The sequence below is a fragment of the Tamaricihabitans halophyticus genome, from assembly GCF_004340875.1.
GTDB lineage: Bacteria > Actinomycetota > Actinomycetes > Mycobacteriales > Pseudonocardiaceae > Tamaricihabitans > Tamaricihabitans halophyticus.
In genome coordinates, this window is sequence record NZ_SLXQ01000001.1 from 360,329 (window position 1) to 376,529 (window position 16,201).

Here is a 16,201-nt window from a genome sequence, read left to right on the forward strand (position 1 = left end):
CTTGCGGCAACTAGCTATGCCATGTGCGACTGGCCACTGAACCGATCGAACCGCGTGCAACAAGCGGTCCCTTTGCGGTCAACTTTCGTTGTCGGCTGGCCAGTTGCGCCAGCCCGGCGCCGCCGTCGTGCGTACCGTCAACCTTCGTGATGCAACGCTTACGCCTGCGGCGCAGGACAGAAGCGATCCTGATCTGCACGGTGGTACTCGCCTTCGCGCTGCTGGACATCGCGATCTCGCTGGCCGACCCGACGACCGGCGCTGCCGGCCCTTACGCCGGGCTGGCCCTGCTGCTCAGCGTCGATCTCGCGGTGCTGCTGATCGCCCGCGCACCGCTACTTGTCGCGGGCTACGTCAGCGTGGTGTCGCTGGCGATGCTGGCCTCTGATCTGGTCGCGCCGGGGCTGCTCACCCCGGAACACCAGATCACCGCGACCGCGGTGCCGACTATCACCGGGGTCATCACCTACAACCTCGCCTACACCCAACCGCGCCGCTGGGCTTGGCCGATCATCGGCCTGTTGGCGCTGCTGGCCTCCCGGCCATGGACGCCGAGTTGGGACGTGCTGCCGTTCGGGCTGCTGAACACCGCGGTGCCGGGGCTGCTCGCGATGTACATCGAGGCACGCCAGCGGCTGCTGCGTTCGCTGCGCGATCGGGCGGAGCGCGCCGAACGGGAACGCGAACTGCAGGCCGAACATGCCCGCGCCGAGGAACGCACCCGGCTTGCCGCGGAAATGCACGACATCGTCTCGCACCGGCTGACCCTGATGGTGCTGCAAGCCAGCGCACTGCGCGTAACCAGTGCCGATGAGCCAACCAAGGAAGCAGCCGAACAACTGCGCGCCACCGGTTGTCAGGCACTCGAGGAGATGCGCGATCTGGTCGGCGTGTTGCGCAGGGGCGAAGCCGAGCAGCTACCCGATGCGCCAATGGACGTGGGTGAGCTTGCCGAACTCGCCACCGAGTCCGAATCCGTCGGCATTCCCGTCGAGCTGACCGTGACTGGCGATCCAGCACAGGCCTCCCCGGTGGTCGCGCGCACGGCCTACCGGATCGTCCAGGAGGCACTGACCAATGTCCGTAAACATGCGCCGGGTGCACAGGTATGGCTGGCGGCAAGCTATGCCACCGGCAAGGTCGAACTGTCCATCCGGAACAGCGCACCGCGCCGCACGCCCGAGCAGGGCCTGCGCGAATCCGGTTCTGGCGCGGGCCTTTCCGGGCTACGCAAACGAGTCGAGCTGGTGCGCGGCACCTTTCACACGGAGTCCACATCGGAAGGCGGATTCCTGGTTACGGCTACGCTCCCCGCATACGTGCCGACAGCGGAGGTAGCAGGGTGATCCGAGTAACCATTGTGGACGACGAGCCAATGGTATGCGCTCACCTGCGCACGATCCTCGGCAGTGCCGAGGACATCGAGGTCGTGGCAGTTGCCCACGATGGCGCGGAAGCGGTCGAGACCGTGACCCGCGAGCAACCGGATGTGGTGCTGATGGATCTGCGGATGCCGGGCGTGGACGGACTTGCCGCGATCGAGCAGATCTGTGGGCGGCCGCGCGCGCCGAAGGTCGTCGCGCTGACCACTTTTGACGCTGATGAGTACGTACTGCGCGCGTTGCGCTCGGGGGCCGCGGGGTTCCTGGTGAAATCCACTCCACCGGAAGATCTGATCGGGCTGGTCCGGGTGGCGGCTGACGGGCACACCGTGCTCTCACCAGCCGCGGCCAAGCGGCTGGTGTCCGCGTCCACCAGCGAGTACGCGGCGCGGGATCGGGCGCGCGAGCTGATCGGCGGGCTCAGCGAGCGGGAGATCGAAGTGCTGGCGAAACTCGGCGAGGGGCTGGCCAACGCGCGGATCGCCGAACAGCTGTTCCTGTCCGAAGCCACGGTGAAGAGCTACGTCTCCCGGATGCTGGACAAACTCGGCTGCGCGAACCGCACCCAGGCCGGGCTACTCGCCCACCAGGCGGGCCTGGTCGACGGCTGAGCCCCGCGCCTATTTCAACAACCGTTGACAAACGGCCACGCCAGCGCGCACGATTCCAACGTAGGTTGAATTATTGCTCCGTGTGATCCGCGGGGCACAGTCCGACAGAGGAGGACGCGTTGACCGAGCAGGAGAGCACCCAGTTTGCCGTTGACCCGCACGACGTTGACTTCGATGCGTTTTACCGTGGTACGGCGCCGATCGCCGGCCAGGATCTGTCGTTCGACACGATCCCGTGGGATATCGGCGAGGCCCAGCCACGGATCGTCGAGCTGGTCCGCACCGGGCAGCTGACCGGCCCGGTTCTGGACATTGGTTGCGGACTCGGCGACAACACCCTGTTTCTGCGGCAGGAGGGCTTCGACACGCTCGGCGTGGACGGCTCGGCCGCCGCGCTGGATATGGCCAGGAAGCGGGCGAGCGACCAGGAACTCGCCGCCGATTTCGTGCAGGCGGACGCGACCACGCTGGATGGGGTCCCGCAGCGGTTCAACACGGTGCTGGACAGCGCGCTGTATCACTGCCTTTCCACCGAGCAACGGATCGCCTACGCGGCCGCGCTACACCGGGTGACGCTGCCCGGCGCGCGACTACACCTGTACTGCTTCGCCGACGCGGTACCCGATGTCATCGCCGGCATCGCACCGGTTTCGAAACGGGACCTGGAAGCCAACCTCGGCACCTACTGGCGGCCACGCGCTTACGAGCTGACCAGCTATACAACCGCGTTCACCTTGGACAGCCTGCCGCAACAGGCGACCCCGGTACTCAGTTTGAATCCGGAGCACGCCGGTATCGACGAGCAAGAGCGGCTACTGTTCCCGGTCTGGCACCTGCACGCCGAACGTCGCTGAGCGAGCCTCCGCTCGGCCAGCCGGTCTCCGTCAGAACCGGACGGAGCACAGCGACGAAATACTCAAGTAAATTTTTAGTTTGATGTAGTCGCCCTACATGAAACTAAAGTTTCTTTTTACTTTGTAGCCTGCTAGGCTACGCTCCGTGCCTGGTCCGAGCCAAGACCTGAGACGCCAGATCCAGGAGCTGGCGTTCCATCAAGCCGGCTACTTCACGGCAGCACAGGCACGCGAGATCGGTTACACCTACCAGGCGCAGAAGCATCACGCAGACCATGGCAACTGGGTCCGGGTCGAGCGCGGACTGTTTCGGCTCCCTGGCTGGCCAAGTCACCCCGAGGATGCCTACGCACGCTGGATGCTGTGGAGCGGCGGACAAGCGGTGGTGTCTCACGACTCCGCGCTCGCGACGCACGGACTCTCGGACATCAACCCCGCCCGCGTCCACCTCACTGTCCCCTCGGGTTTCCGCGCGACGCACGATGCCGTCATTACGCACACCGGATCGCTGCGCGACAGCGACGTCGAGTCACGCGGTTCGTGGCGGCTGACGACCGTCGAACGCACGCTGACTGACATCGCCGGTAGCGATCTGTCGCAGGAACTCATCGACTCCGCGGTAGCCGACGCCCTCGATCGCGGGATGACCACACGACGGCGCCTGCTTCGTAGGGCCGTGGATTCGGACGACCGCACGGCGCTACGCCTGGAGCGCGCGCTGGCCACCCGGACGGAAACATGAACGCGCACAACGACCGGCAACGAGCCGTCAACGATCGCATCCGGATCGCCGCCGCCACGCAACGGATAGACGCGAATCGACTGCGACGCAGCTTGGTCTTTCACCGGCTACTGGCTCGCCTCGGACCACACGGGTTCGTACTCAAAGGCGGTTTCTGCCTCGAAGTTCGACTGTCGCATGCTGCTCGAGCGACCCGAGATGTTGATCTTGTTGGCAGCATCGCAAATACCACTGATCCAGAACACATGCTGGACACTTTGGACGAGCTACTCGAAACGGCGGGTGACGACGGCTCCGATGGTTTTACCTTCGACGTCGGTAGGCCCGTGCGGCTACGTGACGAAGGCACGAAGGACAACGCCTGGCGGGTCAGCGTGACCGCACGGCTAGATGGCGCGGAGTTCGAACGCGTCAAACTCGATGTGGTCGGACAGCTCAACGAGGTCAAGGGCGCGACCGAGCCGCTTCATGTGCCACCGCCAGTCAGCATTCCAGGTCTGGCGGAAGTTGTGATCGAAGCTGTGGACGTCTACCAGCACGCGGCGGAGAAGTTCCATGCATATGCCCGAACATATGCACATGATCGCCCGTCGTCTCGAGTTAAGGACCTCGTCGATCTGGTCCTGCTGATCGAGTCAGAGTTACTGTCCGACACAGCGCGTATCGGAGAGCGACTCAAGATCGTACACGCCGAGCGCGACAACGCGCCGCCCGCGCCCGAACTACCGAAACCCCCTGGCGACTGGGCACGACCATATGCCGCGCTGGCCGTTGACCTTGGCGTCACCGCGGCAACCACGGATACGGCCTACGAACTCATTGCCGACTCGTACGCCGCGGCATGGCGCGCGATGACCAGCTGACACCTGGTGACGCTGCCCCGGTCGAGCCAGCCGTCTCCGCCAAGACCGCAATCTTTAGGGGTCTTGCGGACTCCTGCCACCCCTGGGGTGGAGTTCGACCAAGGCTTGCTGACAGACTCGACCGTCGACCTGTGCCGGTGGTCGAGTGCCGAATGAAGTGAGCGAAGCCGATGCCCTCTAAGCCGATGTTCGAACCCCGCACTACTCCCCCGTTTCGCGCTGATCACGTGGGCAGCCTGCTGCGGCCGCCCGAGCTACTCCGGGCACGCGCCCAGCACGCCGATGGTGAGATCGACAGCGGCCAGCTGCGCGCCATCGAGGATGCCGCGATCGCCGAGCTGGTACGCAAACAAGCCGAACTGGGACTGCGTACCGCCACCGACGGCGAGGCGCGGCGCGCCTCCTGGCATATGGACTTCATCTACCAGCTTGGCGGGATCACCGCCTCGGACGAGCAGCAGCACGTCGAGTTCTACAACGAGGCTGGCAAGCTCGAGTTCTCGCCGGCCGCGCTACGGGTGTTCAAACGCATCGGCCTGGAAAAGACGATCTTCGCGGAAGACTTCCAGTTCCTCCGCGACACCGTGGCCGCCGAGGCACCCGAACTGACCCCGAAACTCACCATCCCCTCGCCGAGCATGGTGCACTACCGGGGCGGCCAGGCCCAGCTGGATCCGGACGTCTACCCGGATGTCGAGCAGTTCTGGGCGGATCTGTCCGCTGCCTATGCCAAGGAGATCAGCCGCATCGCCGACCTCGGCTGCCAGTACCTCCAACTGGACGACACCAGCCTCGCCTATCTGAACGATCCCAAGCAGCGGGAGCTGATCGCGGCAAGGGGCGAGGACGCCGAGCACCAACACGAGCGCTACATCCGGCAGATCAACGCCGCGCTGGCGCACAAGCCACCGGAGCTGCACGTCACCACGCATATGTGCCGAGGCAACTTCCGCTCGTCCTGGGTGGCCGAAGGCGGCTACGATTTCGTCGCCGAGGCCCTGTTCAGCGAGCTTGCCGTGGACGGCTTCTTCCTCGAGTTCGATGACGCCCGCTCCGGCGGGTTCGCGCCACTGCGCTTCGTACCGCCCGGCAAGCAGGTCGTGCTCGGACTGGTTACCACCAAGCGCGGCGCTCTGGAAAGCAAGGACGAGCTGAAACGGCGGATCGAGGAGGCAAGCCAGTACGTGCCACTCGACCAGCTCTGCCTCTCCCCGCAATGCGGGTTCTCTTCCACAGTGGACGGAAACACGCTGTCCATCGACGAGCAGTGGGCAAAACTGGAACTGGTCGCGCAGACCGCGCGCGAGGTATGGGGCTGAAAGGAACAACGAGCATGGCATCACCACCCGCGGCATACCAGGCGAGTGCGGGCGGCAGCCTTGATGTGGACCGCGAGTTCTACACCAGGCTCGCCAACCACGCCGAGCAGAGCAGCCCGGTCACCGACTTCGTCATCCCGATCCGCTCGGGAATCGCGTGGGAGGTACCTGCCGGCCAGCTCTGCCGGATCCGCACCGTGGACGGACCGCAGGTAGGCGACCTGAACATCTGGAACAGGCACAACCCGCGCGAACGGCTATGGGCCTCCCGCACCCGGCAGCTACATGGCGCGCATGTGAGCACCTTCGACCGGCTCTGGTCCACGCTGCCTTATCTCCGTCCACTCGCGACCATCACCAGTGACACATTGGACTGGTACGGGGAGGACGACGAGGGTGGCCGCGTGCACGATCTGCTCGGCACCCGCTGCGATCCATACGTGAACCGGATGCTGACCGGTGAGGATTTCGACCAGCACTGCCATTCCAACCTGGTGCGCGCGGTACTGCCGTTCGGGCTGACCGAGTTCGACGTACACGATGTGCTCAACGTGTTCCAGTGCACCGGTCTCAACGACGAGGACCGCTACTTCATGAAGGCTTCGCCCGCGCGGCCGGGCGACCACTTCGAGTTCTTCGCCGAGCAGGACCTGCTCTGCGCGCTGTCCACCTGCCCAGCCGGCGATCTGTCCATTCCACTATGGGGACCGGATGCCAGGGACCCGCTGGAGGTCTGCCGGCCGATCGGCGTGCAGGTGTACCGCCCGGATGACAAGCTACTCGCGGGCTGGGCACCGCCCGAACCGGCCGGCTATGCCGGCCAGCACGGTCTGACCTACGCTGCCCCGGAGCCCCCGCGGTAACTGGCAAGCAGCCGGTGCTCGGCGTCGATCCCCGGCCGCACCCGGGGAATGCGCAACAGCAGGAGCAGCCCGGCGATCACCCACAGGCCGACCATGATCCACTCGTACGGCCACACCAGTTCCGCCGGCATCCCTGGCAGGAACAGGATCGCGAGCCCGAAGCTCAACACGACGGCAAGGATGCCGACGGTCTTCGCCGGGCCAACCCGGAACGGCCTCGGCATCTCCGGCTCGCGCCTGCGCAGCACCAGGAAGGTCAGTGCCACCAGCAGGTACGCCACGATGATGCTGAAGCTGCCCGCGTTCACCAGCCAGCCGAGCATCTCCTCGCCGAACAGCGGGGCCAGCATGGAAAGGAAGCCGATGAACAGCACGGCGTTGCCGGGCGTGCCGAACTTCGGATGCACGCGGGCGAACCAGCGCGGCAGCATCCCGGAGCCAGCCATCGCGTAGAGCAGCCGGCTGGCACCAATCATGAACCCGTTCCAGCTCGTCATGATGCCCGCGATACCGCCGAGCACCAGGATGTTGCCCATCAGCTGGCTGTTCCACAGCGCGGCCATACTGTCCGCGGTCGGCAGCGGCGAAGCTGCCAGATCCTCCCGGGAGAGTCCGCCGCCGACGGTGAGCATGATGAGGATGTACCAGGCAGTCGCCATCCCTACGGAGACGACAAGTAGCGTGCCCATCTTGCGGTACGGCACCTTGATCTCACCGGCCGACTGCGGGATCACGTCGAATCCGACGAACAGGAACGGCGTAGCGACCAGTACCACGAGAATCCCGGAAAACCCGTTCGTGAACAGTGGTTCGAAGTTCGCGGCCGTACTGCCAGTTACCGAACCGAACACCAGCAGGGCGCCCACCCCGAGCAAGAAGGCAACGCCGATGGTCTGAAACACCGCGGCCGGGCGCACCCCGACGTAGTTCAGCACCGTCACCCCGATCGCACCAGCAACGCCTACCGCGGTCCACGCGGCATAGACCGGCGAATCACCCACCGTCCACAGTTCACCACTGGACAGCGAAGGCACCAGATACGAAATGGTCTGCGGCAACGCGACCGCTTCAAAAGCGGCAACCGTGACATAGCCCAGGACCAGCGCCCACGAGGCCACAAAGGCCGGCCGGGAACCCAGACCACGCAGCACGTAATTGTGTTCCCCGCCGGCCGCCGGCATCGCGGAAACCAACTCGGCATAGGTAAGGCCGACCAGGCCGACCACGATCCCGCCGAACAGAAAGGCAAGCGCCGCACCGATGCTGCCGGCCTCACCGAGAAAGTCGCCGGTCAGCACCACCCAGCCGAAACCGATCATCGCGCCAAACGCGATCACCAGCACATCGGTGCGGCCAAGCACCCTGATCAGCCCGTTTCCCGGCTCCCGCACACCCGACAGATCATCCTGCCTGCCCACCGTGACCACCTATCCTCAAGCGCATCCCGGCACAGCGCGGAAGCGGAACTCCTGTCCACGACCGGTCGTTGTGCCCGGGAGAGCATGCCATACCGGATGCGCCGGATACAGGGGAGAATTCCTAGTTTGAGCAAGGTACGTCTGGCAACTGCCGCCGATGTGGACGCGGCCACCCGCACACTCACCGAAGCCTTCGTCGATTACCCGTGGACCCGGCACACGATCGCTGCCGACGATCACGAACGCCGCCTGGAAACCTTCCAGAGCCTGTTCATTACCCGGATCGGGCTACCACACGGCAAGGTCTGGGTCACCGACGACCGCACCGCGGTCGCGGTCTGGACCACTCCGGAGAGTACGGAAATCGGCGCGGTCTTCGCCGAGCTGGCACCGCGCTTCGCCGAGCTGGCCGGACAGCGGGCTGCCGAGTCGCAGCGCGCCGAAGCGGCCATGGCCGCACACCGGCCAACCGAGCCCGTGTGGTTCCTCGGCACCGTCGGCGTACATCCGGACCACCAGGGCAAACGGCTCAGTAGCGCGGTTATCCAGCCCGGTCTTGACGCGGCCGAGGAAGCCGGCGTTCCCGCGTATCTGGAAACCTCGACCGAGCGCAACGTCCGGCTCTACCAGCGACTTGGCTTCACCGTGCGAGCCGAAGTCGAACTGCCCGACGGCGGCCCCCGAACCTGGGCAATGGTCCGGGAGCCGCGCCGCTGATCAACACAGCCGATCAACTCCGTCGATCAACTGGGGCCGACCTACCTGGCCATACCTCGGCGTAGGTCGGCCTCGTCGTCGGCCACCGGCCCGCCGAGCTCGCCGGTCCCGTAGGCGTCGAGCACGCCGAGCACCTGCTTACCCCACCGGTCGTGCGCGGCCTGCCTGCTGACCCCCGCCGCGGCGGCGATCGTCGCCCAGGTGGTGCCCATCCTGCGCAGGCCAAGCACCGTCCCGAACGGATCGATACCGGTGGCGAGTTCGATCCGGAGCCGGACCAGCTGCCAAGCGGTCTGCCGAGCGGCTGGCGTATCGGTGCCCTGTTCGGCCTCCCACTCCGCACCGCCGGGCGCGGGACCAGCGCCAACCACGCTGATGGCCTGATTCATCGCCTCCTGTTCGGAGATCTCCCGCACCCGTCGTACGGCGTCGTCGATGTCCACTTCCAACGCTTTCGCTACGTAATCAGTCATGCTGTCAAGTTAACCTTGACGGCACTCCTTGTCAAGTTTGGCTTGACAGATTCAGTGCGGCGGGTCGCCACATCGGCTGCAGTCCCAGCCCTCCGGGCAGTTCCACGGGTGCGCCGAGCGCCTGGAAACCATGCCGGGCATAGAGCGCCTGGTTACGCGGCGAGCTTGCCTCCAGATATGCCGGATGGCCGGCCGCGTCCACTTCAGCCAACTGGTGTCGCAGCAATGCGCCACCCAGGCCAGTACCGCGATACGCGGGCAGTACGCAGATCTGCTGGAGATACCAATGCGGTGTATCGCGCGGATGGCGCCGCTCAACCAGCTCGAGCAGCGTCATCATCCGCGACGTGTACTCGCCGTAGGCCTGCTCGAGCGCGGCGGCGAGCTCCTGCGCATCGAGCTGACCTGGCCCGTCGATGAACTCCCACTGCGCCACCCCGGCCAGCGCGCCGTCGACCTCCGCGACCAGCAATGCGCCCGTTGCCAGGATGCCGGCGAGCCATTGCGTCGCGTGCTCACCGCCGGATTCAACGAACCGAGCGCGCGCGCTTTCATCCGGGATAACCCAGTTGAACACCGCTTCATCCGCGTTGCCCGCCAGGTACACCGCGGCCGCTTCAGCCAGATCCGCCTCGGTCGCGGCGCGAATCACCACATTGCCCACCAGGACCACCCTTCGTCACCACCGTGGGTACGGTGTACGCATCTCATGGGTACACCGTACCCACCGATGGCTGGATACGCCAAGATGGGTAGCCGATGACCAATCACCACGACGCGCAAGGGCTACACAGGGACCGGATCGTGCGTGCCGCGATGGACCTTGCGGACGCGGAGGGACCCGAGGCGTTGTCCATGCGCAAGGTCGCGACCTCCCTTGGGGCCGGCACGATGTCCATCTACCGGCATGTGTCCGGAAAGGACGATCTGATCGCCTCGGCGGTGGATACGGCTTTCGGTGAGCTGCGCTACCCGGAGCCAGCGCCGGCCGACTGGCGGACCAGATTGGCCAGCGCGGCCCGTCAGGAGTGGGCAATGTACCTGCGGCACCCGTGGGTGGCGCCGTACGTCGCGGGACAGCGACCGACACTCGGCGCCAATGTGCTGCGCAACGTCGAGTGGGGACTGGCCGCGGTCACGCATCTGGACCTGCCGATCGACACCAGGATGCAGATCTTTCTTACCGTCAGCGACTACGTACAGGGCGCGGCGCTCAGCGTGCTTGACGAGACGCGCGCGAACAGGACCTCCGGTATGAACTCGGCACGCTGGTGGACCGGGCAGCTATCAGCGCTTATCCGGCTTACCGAGGACGAGCGGTTCCCGATGCTGCGCCAACTCGTCGAGCGCGCCGAGGCGACTGGGCCCTATCTGAAGGACTTCGAGTTCGGCCTGCAACGGGTACTGGACGGCCTGGCAACGTTTCTCGACGGATTGGACACGCGACCAGATGAGTTACCTGAAGTAACTTCAGTTCATCGACTGAGCGCGACCGACACGAGCGCGCTGGAACTGATCAGCAAGCGTTGGATACCCGAAGTGCTCTACCTGCTCGGCGCGGCACCGGCGCGGTTCACCGAACTAGCCGAAGCCATCCCGGGAATCTCCCGCAAACTGCTCACCGAGCGACTGCGACTGCTGGCCGAGCAGGAGCTCGTCACCCGCACCGAGCAGCACTACGAGCTCAGCGCGAGCGGGCGCGCCCTGGTGCCGGCGCTACGCGCGTGGGTAGCCGCGCATTCGGCGGCAACCTCGCCCACCGTCTAGCCGCGCCTCGCGACGACAAGTCGGGTCGATTCGACAAGCATGTCGAGGTTTGGCTAATGTTTGACCAGAAACACTGATTTGGTCATGTAGTCGACATCGTGAGGTCACCGAGTGGACGATCGGGAAGCGCGGGCACACCGGATCCTGGACGCCGCGGCCGAACTGATCGGACAGCTCGGTTACGACAAAACCACCGTGGATGACATCGCCACGGCGGCCGGCGTCGCCAAGGGCACGATCTACCTGCATTGGCGGAGCAGGGCCGAGCTGTTCGAGGCGCTGTTACGGCGCGACCGGATGGGCATGTTCCAGGACATCGACGAGCGCATCGCCGACGCACCGGACACGCTCGCGACGGTGTTCACCGGCTTCGCCCATTCGCTGCACGCCTGCCCGCTGAGCAAGGCGGTGTATCTACGCGACCTGCGAGTACTCGGCAAGTTCGTGCACAATCGCGCGCCCGAACAGCTCGCCGAGGCCATGCCGTACACCTTCGCCGGCTACCTCGAGCGGTTACGCGCCGAACAGCTGATCCGCACCGATATCAGCCTGGCCGCACAGGTCCAGCTGATCGCCGCCGCATTCCTTGGCGCGCTGCACGCGCCCACCCTGTTGCCGGCCGAGTTCACGGTGCCGGAGCCGGTGGCAAGTGAACTGCTCGGCGAGTCGATAGCTCGGGTACTCGACCGCGGCACCCCGTTCGACGAGACGGACCGCGCGGCCTTTCGCGCGGCCACCATCGCCTACTTCCAGAAGAGCACCGCGCTAGAGCGGCGCAAGTACCTGCGCGCCATGGGACACACGAAGGAATCCGAATGAGTACCGAACCACCCGTAGTACTCCCATTCGCTTCGGCTACCGCCGAACTGGCACTGATTGGCGGCAAGGGCGCCGGCCTCGCCGAGCTGGCCGCGGCCGGCCTGCCAGTGCCGGATGGATTCCACGTCACCACGGCCGCCTACCGCAAGGCGACCAGCCATCCGACATTCCTCGCCGAGGTGGATTCCGCGCTGTGCACAGTAGACTCAAGCCGGCCGGAAACCCTGACGACCGCCGAGTCGCGAATCGCCGCCGCATTTGCCGAACTGGCCATGCCCGAGGAAGTTCATCGGGATATCACCGCCGCCTACCACGGTCTTGGCGCCGATCCCTCGGTCGCGGTCCGATCTTCGGCCACTGCCGAGGACCTGCCCGAGCTGTCCTTTGCCGGCCAGCAGGAGACCGTGCTCAACGTGCGGGGCGCCGATGCCGTTATCGCGGCGGTACGGGACTGCTGGGCATCGTTGTGGACCGCGCGGGCGATCGGCTACCGCGCACGCAACGGGATCAGCACCGACCAGCTCGCCATGGCGGTCGTCATCCAGCTGTTCGTGCCCGCCGACGCCGCGGGCGTGCTGTTCACCGCCGACCCGGTAACCGGAGACGCGGAACGCCTGATAGTGAACGCCGGTTGGGGCATCGGCGACTCCGTCGTGGATGGCTCGGTAACCCCGCATTCGGCCGTGCTCGACCGGACCAGCGGTCGGATCGTCGAGGAGAACATCGGCGCACAGCAAGTCAGGACGGTACCGGCCGCGCAGGGCACCCGCATTGAGGAACTACCCCCTCGGCTGCGGGGTGCCGCGGTGCTCGATCAGTCCACCGCGAACGAGCTTGCCGAGCTGGGTGCCAAGATCGAGGCGCACTACGGCACACCGATGGATATCGAGTGGACCCTGTCCGATGGCCGACTGTCCATCGTGCAGGCGCGACCGATCACGAACCTGCCGGAACAGCGCGAGACCTGGAACGACAGCCTTGCTGGGGACTACCTGTGGACCAGTGGCAACGTGGGCGAAGCGATTCCGGATGTGATGACGCCATGCACCTGGTCGCTTGCCAAGATGCTGCTCGCCGACACCATGGCGGCCACCCAACTGCCTGGTTACAACGGCTTCGGCAATATCGGTGGTCGGCTCTACCTCAATGTCAGCACAACCGCGGCGATCGCCGGCGTTATGGGGATGTCGCAGGCGAAGTTTCGCTCCCTGACCGAGGATGTCTTCGGCAAGCTTCCCGAAGAGACGGACATTCCGCGAATACCGGTTTCCCGGCTTGACATCGCCAAGGCGCTGATCCCGGTGCTGTGGCGGGTATCGCGCCGGATTCGTCAGAACGCGCGACGGATGCCTCGGTTTCTCGAGAACGCGGTTGCCGAATCCGCCCGGCTGCGCAAGCGGATCGGCGAGGTGAACGATCCGAAACGGCTAGCGGAGTTCTGGCGGCGGGAACTGCTCCCGTACTTCCGCACCTGTTGCCAGATGATGGAAGCCGCGACCAGGCAGGGCGGTAATTCTCCCGTGCACACGCGGAACCAGCTGCGCGCGATGGTCGACGAGGCCGACGCGGCCGCCCTGTTCGGTGGGTTGGCCAGCGGGGGCGAGCTGGCCAGTCTCGGACCGGTGATCGGGCTGAGCAAGCTGGCAAAGGGCGAGTTCGATCGGGAGACCTTCCGCGATGAGTACGGACACCGCGGCCCGCACGAGTACGAAGTGTCCATTCCGTACCCAGCGGAGGACTCCGATTGGGTGGATGCACAGCTCGCGGCCTTCCGCGAGTCCTCGATCGACGTTGACGCGCTGCTTGCCCACCAGCGAACGGAACGCGACCAGGCGTGGCAACGGTTCCGCGCCCAGTACCCGCGCTCGGTAACGAAGATGCGCCGGCAACTGGGGCTGTGGGCGAAGATCGCGCACGGACGAGAGGCAACCCGGTCCGAGGTAGTACGCGTTTTCGCGGTGACGCGGCAGTTCGTGCTACGGGCTGGTGAGCTCACCGGGCACGGAGACGACCTGTTCTTCCTGTCGATCGAGGAGGTCATCGCCTTGCTCGACGGGGACCAACGCGCGCTGGCATCAATCGATATCCGTAAGGCGACCTACCGGTACTACAGTTCGCTGCCGCGCTACCCGACCGTGCTGCGCGGCCGGTTCGATCCTGGCAGCTGGGCAGCGGATGCCAACCGGCGCGCCGACCTGTACGACGAGCACGGGACAGCACGACCAGCAAGCGGTGCGGTCACGGGTTTCCCCGGTTCCGCGGGCGTAGTGGAGGCGATCGCCAGGGTGGTAGCCAGCCCGGCCGAAGGGACCGCATTGCGGCAGGGCGAGGTACTGGTCACCGCCGCCACGAACATCGGCTGGACGCCGCTGTTCCCGCGGGCGGCAGCCGTGGTCACCGACGTGGGTGCGCCGCTGTCGCACGCCGCGATCGTGGCCCGCGAACTCGGTATACCCGCGGTGGTTGGCTGCGGCTCAGCAACCATGCGGCTGCGTACCGGAGATCGTGTTCGGGTGGACGGCGCGCGCGGCACGGTGCAGCGCATCGACGAACCAGCCGAGCGCTAGCCAGACACCTTGGCCAGCTTGTCCGCAGTCGACACCTGCCGGGTTGGCGGCGTTCGCGCGGCAAACAGTTCGGCAATGCTGCCGCCGGAACGAAGCACGGCCCGGATGCGCGGCTCGATCCCGGCGAGGTGGTCATCCGCCAACGTCGGTTTCGCCGAAGTCCGTGGTACGGGCACCGAAGGTGGCGGCTGGGCATCGCCAACCGTGGTTACCTTGGGCGCAACCGCGATCACCGTGGGCGCGAGCCAGAGCAGATAAAGATGCTCGATGCCGATATCCGCCGCATCATCGATGATCAGCACATCGAAGGCGGGTTCGCCGGAACCCGCCAGTTCGGCCAGTTCGGCAAGCGGTACACAGCGGACCGTCGACCGGTCCCGTGCTTCGAGTACCGCGAGCCGGCCGAGCACATCGCGCAGGCTTGTCTCATTCGCGGCAAGCTCGGCCCGTAGCCGCTTTGCCCGATCCGCCGTTTCGGCGTGCCGCCGCTCGCGTTCCCGTAACCGGCCGGCTGCCGGGACCGCACGCAATACCCGAACGAACGAATCCACAGTGGTCATTGGGATGTCGATTCCGGACTCACCGAGCGCGCCAGCCACCCAGTCCCTGAGCTGACCGAGATAGGTCACCCAATCGAGCAAGCGCGCGTTGTCCGCAAGCTCGACGAGTACCACCGCGGCATCGGCCGTGCTGACCGCCACCCCTGCCTCGGACCAGACCTTGGCCAGCCGCATCGCCTCGATCTCCGTTTCGATGCGACGCAGCACGGCGTTCAACGTGTCCGCGGCATCCGCGGGCTGACCGTCCACAAGTACCGCGTCAAGTAACTGCCTGGCATCCTTCTGTGGTCGGCTCGGCATCCAGCGTCGGCAACTGCCGCCGGCGCGCAGGTAGGTCAGCAACGCCGAGCCGTCCCGCAACCAGCGGCGTGCGATCCCGATATGCCGCACGGTGAGCGGCCGGTCGAACTCGACCACCCGTTCATCCGCCGGATTTCGCAGCAGGTCAAGCAGCCGCTCTGGTTCGCTGCGGGTCTCGAGCAACCGGCCCCACTGTTCGGTGTTGGTACCGGCGAACCGGTCCCGAACCGCTCGCTGTACCCACGGCCGCTGGCGAGTTATCCCTTCATCCCTGGCAAGGCCACAGATGTCCAGCGCCTTGCTTACCCTCGGCCACAAATCCGCGAGCGTGCCCAGCTTCTCCGCGGAAAGCTGGGCCAGCTCCGCGGCAAGTTCGCCCTGTTGCGCTGACTGCCCGGAGTGCGCCGTGGCGAGATCCCGGATCTCGCGTAGTTCCGTCGCCAGCCGGACATTCTCCGCACGCAGCCGGTCGCGGCGGATCGTGAAGTCATCGCGCGTTTCCCGTAGCCGCGCCCACAACGTCCGCTCGTCCACTCCGGCCGCGGCCGTGACCAGCGTTCGGCCGTTCGCGACTGGCAGATTGGCAACGGCATCCACCGCGGAACCGACCGATCGGCACAGCAGCGGTGCGCTCGCTTCACGATCTTCGCCAGCGGTAAGGGCAAGCAAACTTGCCGAAACTCGCTCCGGAGCAGCATCGACGCCGGTCCGGATGCGCCGATACGCCTCGGTTGCCCGATGGTCAGCAGCTCTGGTTGTCAGTTCAATTAGGTAGTCGATCAGGTTGGTCGTGCCGGATAACTCGTCCGCATCGCGCTCGCCCACCGACGCCATCAAACCTCCCTGTGCGCCAACAACAAGTCAGGATGATGGCGCGGCGAGGAGTTCTCAACTACGCCTGAGCAACATCACCCGATGGAAGCACGATTGTCCGGTATGCCGGGAA

Annotated in this window: 15 protein-coding genes; 11 read left to right on the forward strand and 4 right to left on the reverse strand. The window is 65.8% G+C overall.

Annotation, left to right across the window (positions count from 1 at the left end; all coding sequences use genetic code 11):
* The first annotated feature begins 149 nt into the window (after window positions 1-149).
* The 7 genes from EV191_RS01705 to EV191_RS01735 all read left to right on the forward strand — a co-directional run bounded on the left by EV191_RS01705 (window position 150) and on the right by EV191_RS01735 (window position 6,634).
* Complete coding sequence (locus EV191_RS01705) at window positions 150-1,346, forward strand: sensor histidine kinase (RefSeq protein WP_132875006.1); 1,197 nt, start codon at window positions 150-152, stop codon at window positions 1,344-1,346.
* Window positions 1,343-1,993, forward strand: a complete 651-nt coding sequence (locus tag EV191_RS01710; protein ID WP_132875007.1) for a response regulator transcription factor — start codon at window positions 1,343-1,345, stop codon at window positions 1,991-1,993. The genes EV191_RS01705 and EV191_RS01710 overlap by 4 nt, the downstream gene beginning before the upstream one ends.
* A gap of 119 nt (window positions 1,994-2,112) precedes the next feature.
* Window positions 2,113-2,847 carry a class I SAM-dependent methyltransferase gene (locus tag EV191_RS01715; RefSeq protein WP_132875008.1) on the forward strand — a complete coding sequence of 245 codons (735 nt, stop codon included), beginning with the start codon at window positions 2,113-2,115 and terminating at the stop codon, window positions 2,845-2,847.
* A 145-nt stretch (window positions 2,848-2,992) separates the two neighbouring features.
* Complete coding sequence (locus tag EV191_RS01720) at window positions 2,993-3,589, forward strand: type IV toxin-antitoxin system AbiEi family antitoxin domain-containing protein (protein WP_132875009.1); 597 nt, start codon at window positions 2,993-2,995, stop codon at window positions 3,587-3,589.
* Window positions 3,586-4,452, forward strand: coding sequence for a nucleotidyl transferase AbiEii/AbiGii toxin family protein (locus EV191_RS01725; protein ID WP_132875010.1), 867 nt, complete (start codon window positions 3,586-3,588; stop codon window positions 4,450-4,452). Before EV191_RS01720 ends, EV191_RS01725 begins: the two co-directional genes overlap by 4 nt.
* A gap of 170 nt (window positions 4,453-4,622) precedes the next feature.
* Window positions 4,623-5,771: a 5-methyltetrahydropteroyltriglutamate--homocysteine S-methyltransferase gene (locus EV191_RS01730; RefSeq protein ID WP_243658695.1), complete on the forward strand. Its 1,149-nt coding sequence runs from the start codon at window positions 4,623-4,625 to the stop codon at window positions 5,769-5,771.
* 14 nt (window positions 5,772-5,785) lie between these two features.
* Window positions 5,786-6,634 carry an urea carboxylase-associated family protein gene (locus EV191_RS01735; RefSeq protein WP_132875011.1) on the forward strand — a complete coding sequence of 283 codons (849 nt, stop codon included), beginning with the start codon at window positions 5,786-5,788 and terminating at the stop codon, window positions 6,632-6,634.
* Here the strand turns inward: EV191_RS01735 and EV191_RS01740 are convergent.
* The gene (locus EV191_RS01740; protein ID WP_243658696.1) at window positions 6,607-8,052 is read right to left on the reverse strand and encodes an APC family permease; all 1,446 of its coding nucleotides are present in this window, start codon (window positions 8,050-8,052) and stop codon (window positions 6,607-6,609) included. The genes EV191_RS01735 and EV191_RS01740 overlap by 28 nt on opposite strands.
* Before the next feature lie 126 nt (window positions 8,053-8,178).
* Between EV191_RS01740 and EV191_RS01745 the strand changes: the two genes are divergently transcribed.
* On the forward strand, window positions 8,179-8,769 hold the full coding sequence (locus tag EV191_RS01745) for a GNAT family N-acetyltransferase (protein WP_243658697.1): 591 nt from the start codon (window positions 8,179-8,181) through the stop codon (window positions 8,767-8,769).
* A gap of 41 nt (window positions 8,770-8,810) precedes the next feature.
* Here EV191_RS01745 and EV191_RS01750 read toward each other — a convergent pair whose 3' ends face one another.
* Together EV191_RS01750 and EV191_RS01755 are read right to left on the reverse strand one after the other, a co-directional pair.
* On the reverse strand, window positions 8,811-9,242 hold the full coding sequence (locus EV191_RS01750) for a hypothetical protein (RefSeq protein ID WP_132875012.1): 432 nt from the start codon (window positions 9,240-9,242) through the stop codon (window positions 8,811-8,813).
* 31 nt (window positions 9,243-9,273) lie between these two features.
* Window positions 9,274-9,906: a GNAT family N-acetyltransferase gene (locus EV191_RS01755; RefSeq protein ID WP_165912780.1), complete on the reverse strand. Its 633-nt coding sequence runs from the start codon at window positions 9,904-9,906 to the stop codon at window positions 9,274-9,276.
* A gap of 95 nt (window positions 9,907-10,001) precedes the next feature.
* Between EV191_RS01755 and EV191_RS01760 the strand changes: the two genes are divergently transcribed.
* The 3 genes from EV191_RS01760 (at window position 10,002) to EV191_RS01770 (ending at window position 14,395) form a co-directional block, all read left to right on the forward strand.
* Window positions 10,002-11,009: a TetR/AcrR family transcriptional regulator C-terminal domain-containing protein gene (locus tag EV191_RS01760; RefSeq protein ID WP_132875014.1), complete on the forward strand. Its 1,008-nt coding sequence runs from the start codon at window positions 10,002-10,004 to the stop codon at window positions 11,007-11,009.
* A 111-nt stretch (window positions 11,010-11,120) separates the two neighbouring features.
* On the forward strand, window positions 11,121-11,828 hold the full coding sequence (locus EV191_RS01765) for a TetR/AcrR family transcriptional regulator (RefSeq protein ID WP_132875015.1): 708 nt from the start codon (window positions 11,121-11,123) through the stop codon (window positions 11,826-11,828).
* Window positions 11,825-14,395: a PEP/pyruvate-binding domain-containing protein gene (locus EV191_RS01770; protein ID WP_132875016.1), complete on the forward strand. Its 2,571-nt coding sequence runs from the start codon at window positions 11,825-11,827 to the stop codon at window positions 14,393-14,395. Before EV191_RS01765 ends, EV191_RS01770 begins: the two co-directional genes overlap by 4 nt.
* On the opposite strand, the gene EV191_RS01775 is transcribed toward EV191_RS01770, so the two are convergent.
* Entirely contained in the window at window positions 14,392-16,089 is a 1,698-nt protein-coding gene (locus EV191_RS01775) for a hypothetical protein (RefSeq protein ID WP_132875017.1), read from the reverse strand. The two genes, EV191_RS01770 and EV191_RS01775, sit on opposite strands and share 4 nt — an antisense overlap.
* Window positions 16,090-16,201: the final 112 nt, after the last annotated feature.

Coding starts and splice junctions, on each gene's coding strand:
- EV191_RS01705 (WP_132875006.1), top strand. CDS start 150: ATGCAACGCTTACGCCTGCGGCGCAGGACAGAAGCGATCCTGATCTGC.
- EV191_RS01725 (WP_132875010.1), top strand. CDS start 3,586: ATGAACGCGCACAACGACCGGCAACGAGCCGTCAACGATCGCATCCGG.
- EV191_RS01730 (WP_243658695.1), top strand. CDS start 4,623: ATGCCCTCTAAGCCGATGTTCGAACCCCGCACTACTCCCCCGTTTCGC.
- EV191_RS01735 (WP_132875011.1), top strand. CDS start 5,786: ATGGCATCACCACCCGCGGCATACCAGGCGAGTGCGGGCGGCAGCCTT.
- EV191_RS01750 (WP_132875012.1), bottom strand. CDS start 9,242: ATGACTGATTACGTAGCGAAAGCGTTGGAAGTGGACATCGACGACGCC.
- EV191_RS01760 (WP_132875014.1), top strand. CDS start 10,002: ATGACCAATCACCACGACGCGCAAGGGCTACACAGGGACCGGATCGTG.
- EV191_RS01770 (WP_132875016.1), top strand. CDS start 11,825: ATGAGTACCGAACCACCCGTAGTACTCCCATTCGCTTCGGCTACCGCC.
- EV191_RS01775 (WP_132875017.1), bottom strand. CDS start 16,089: ATGGCGTCGGTGGGCGAGCGCGATGCGGACGAGTTATCCGGCACGACC.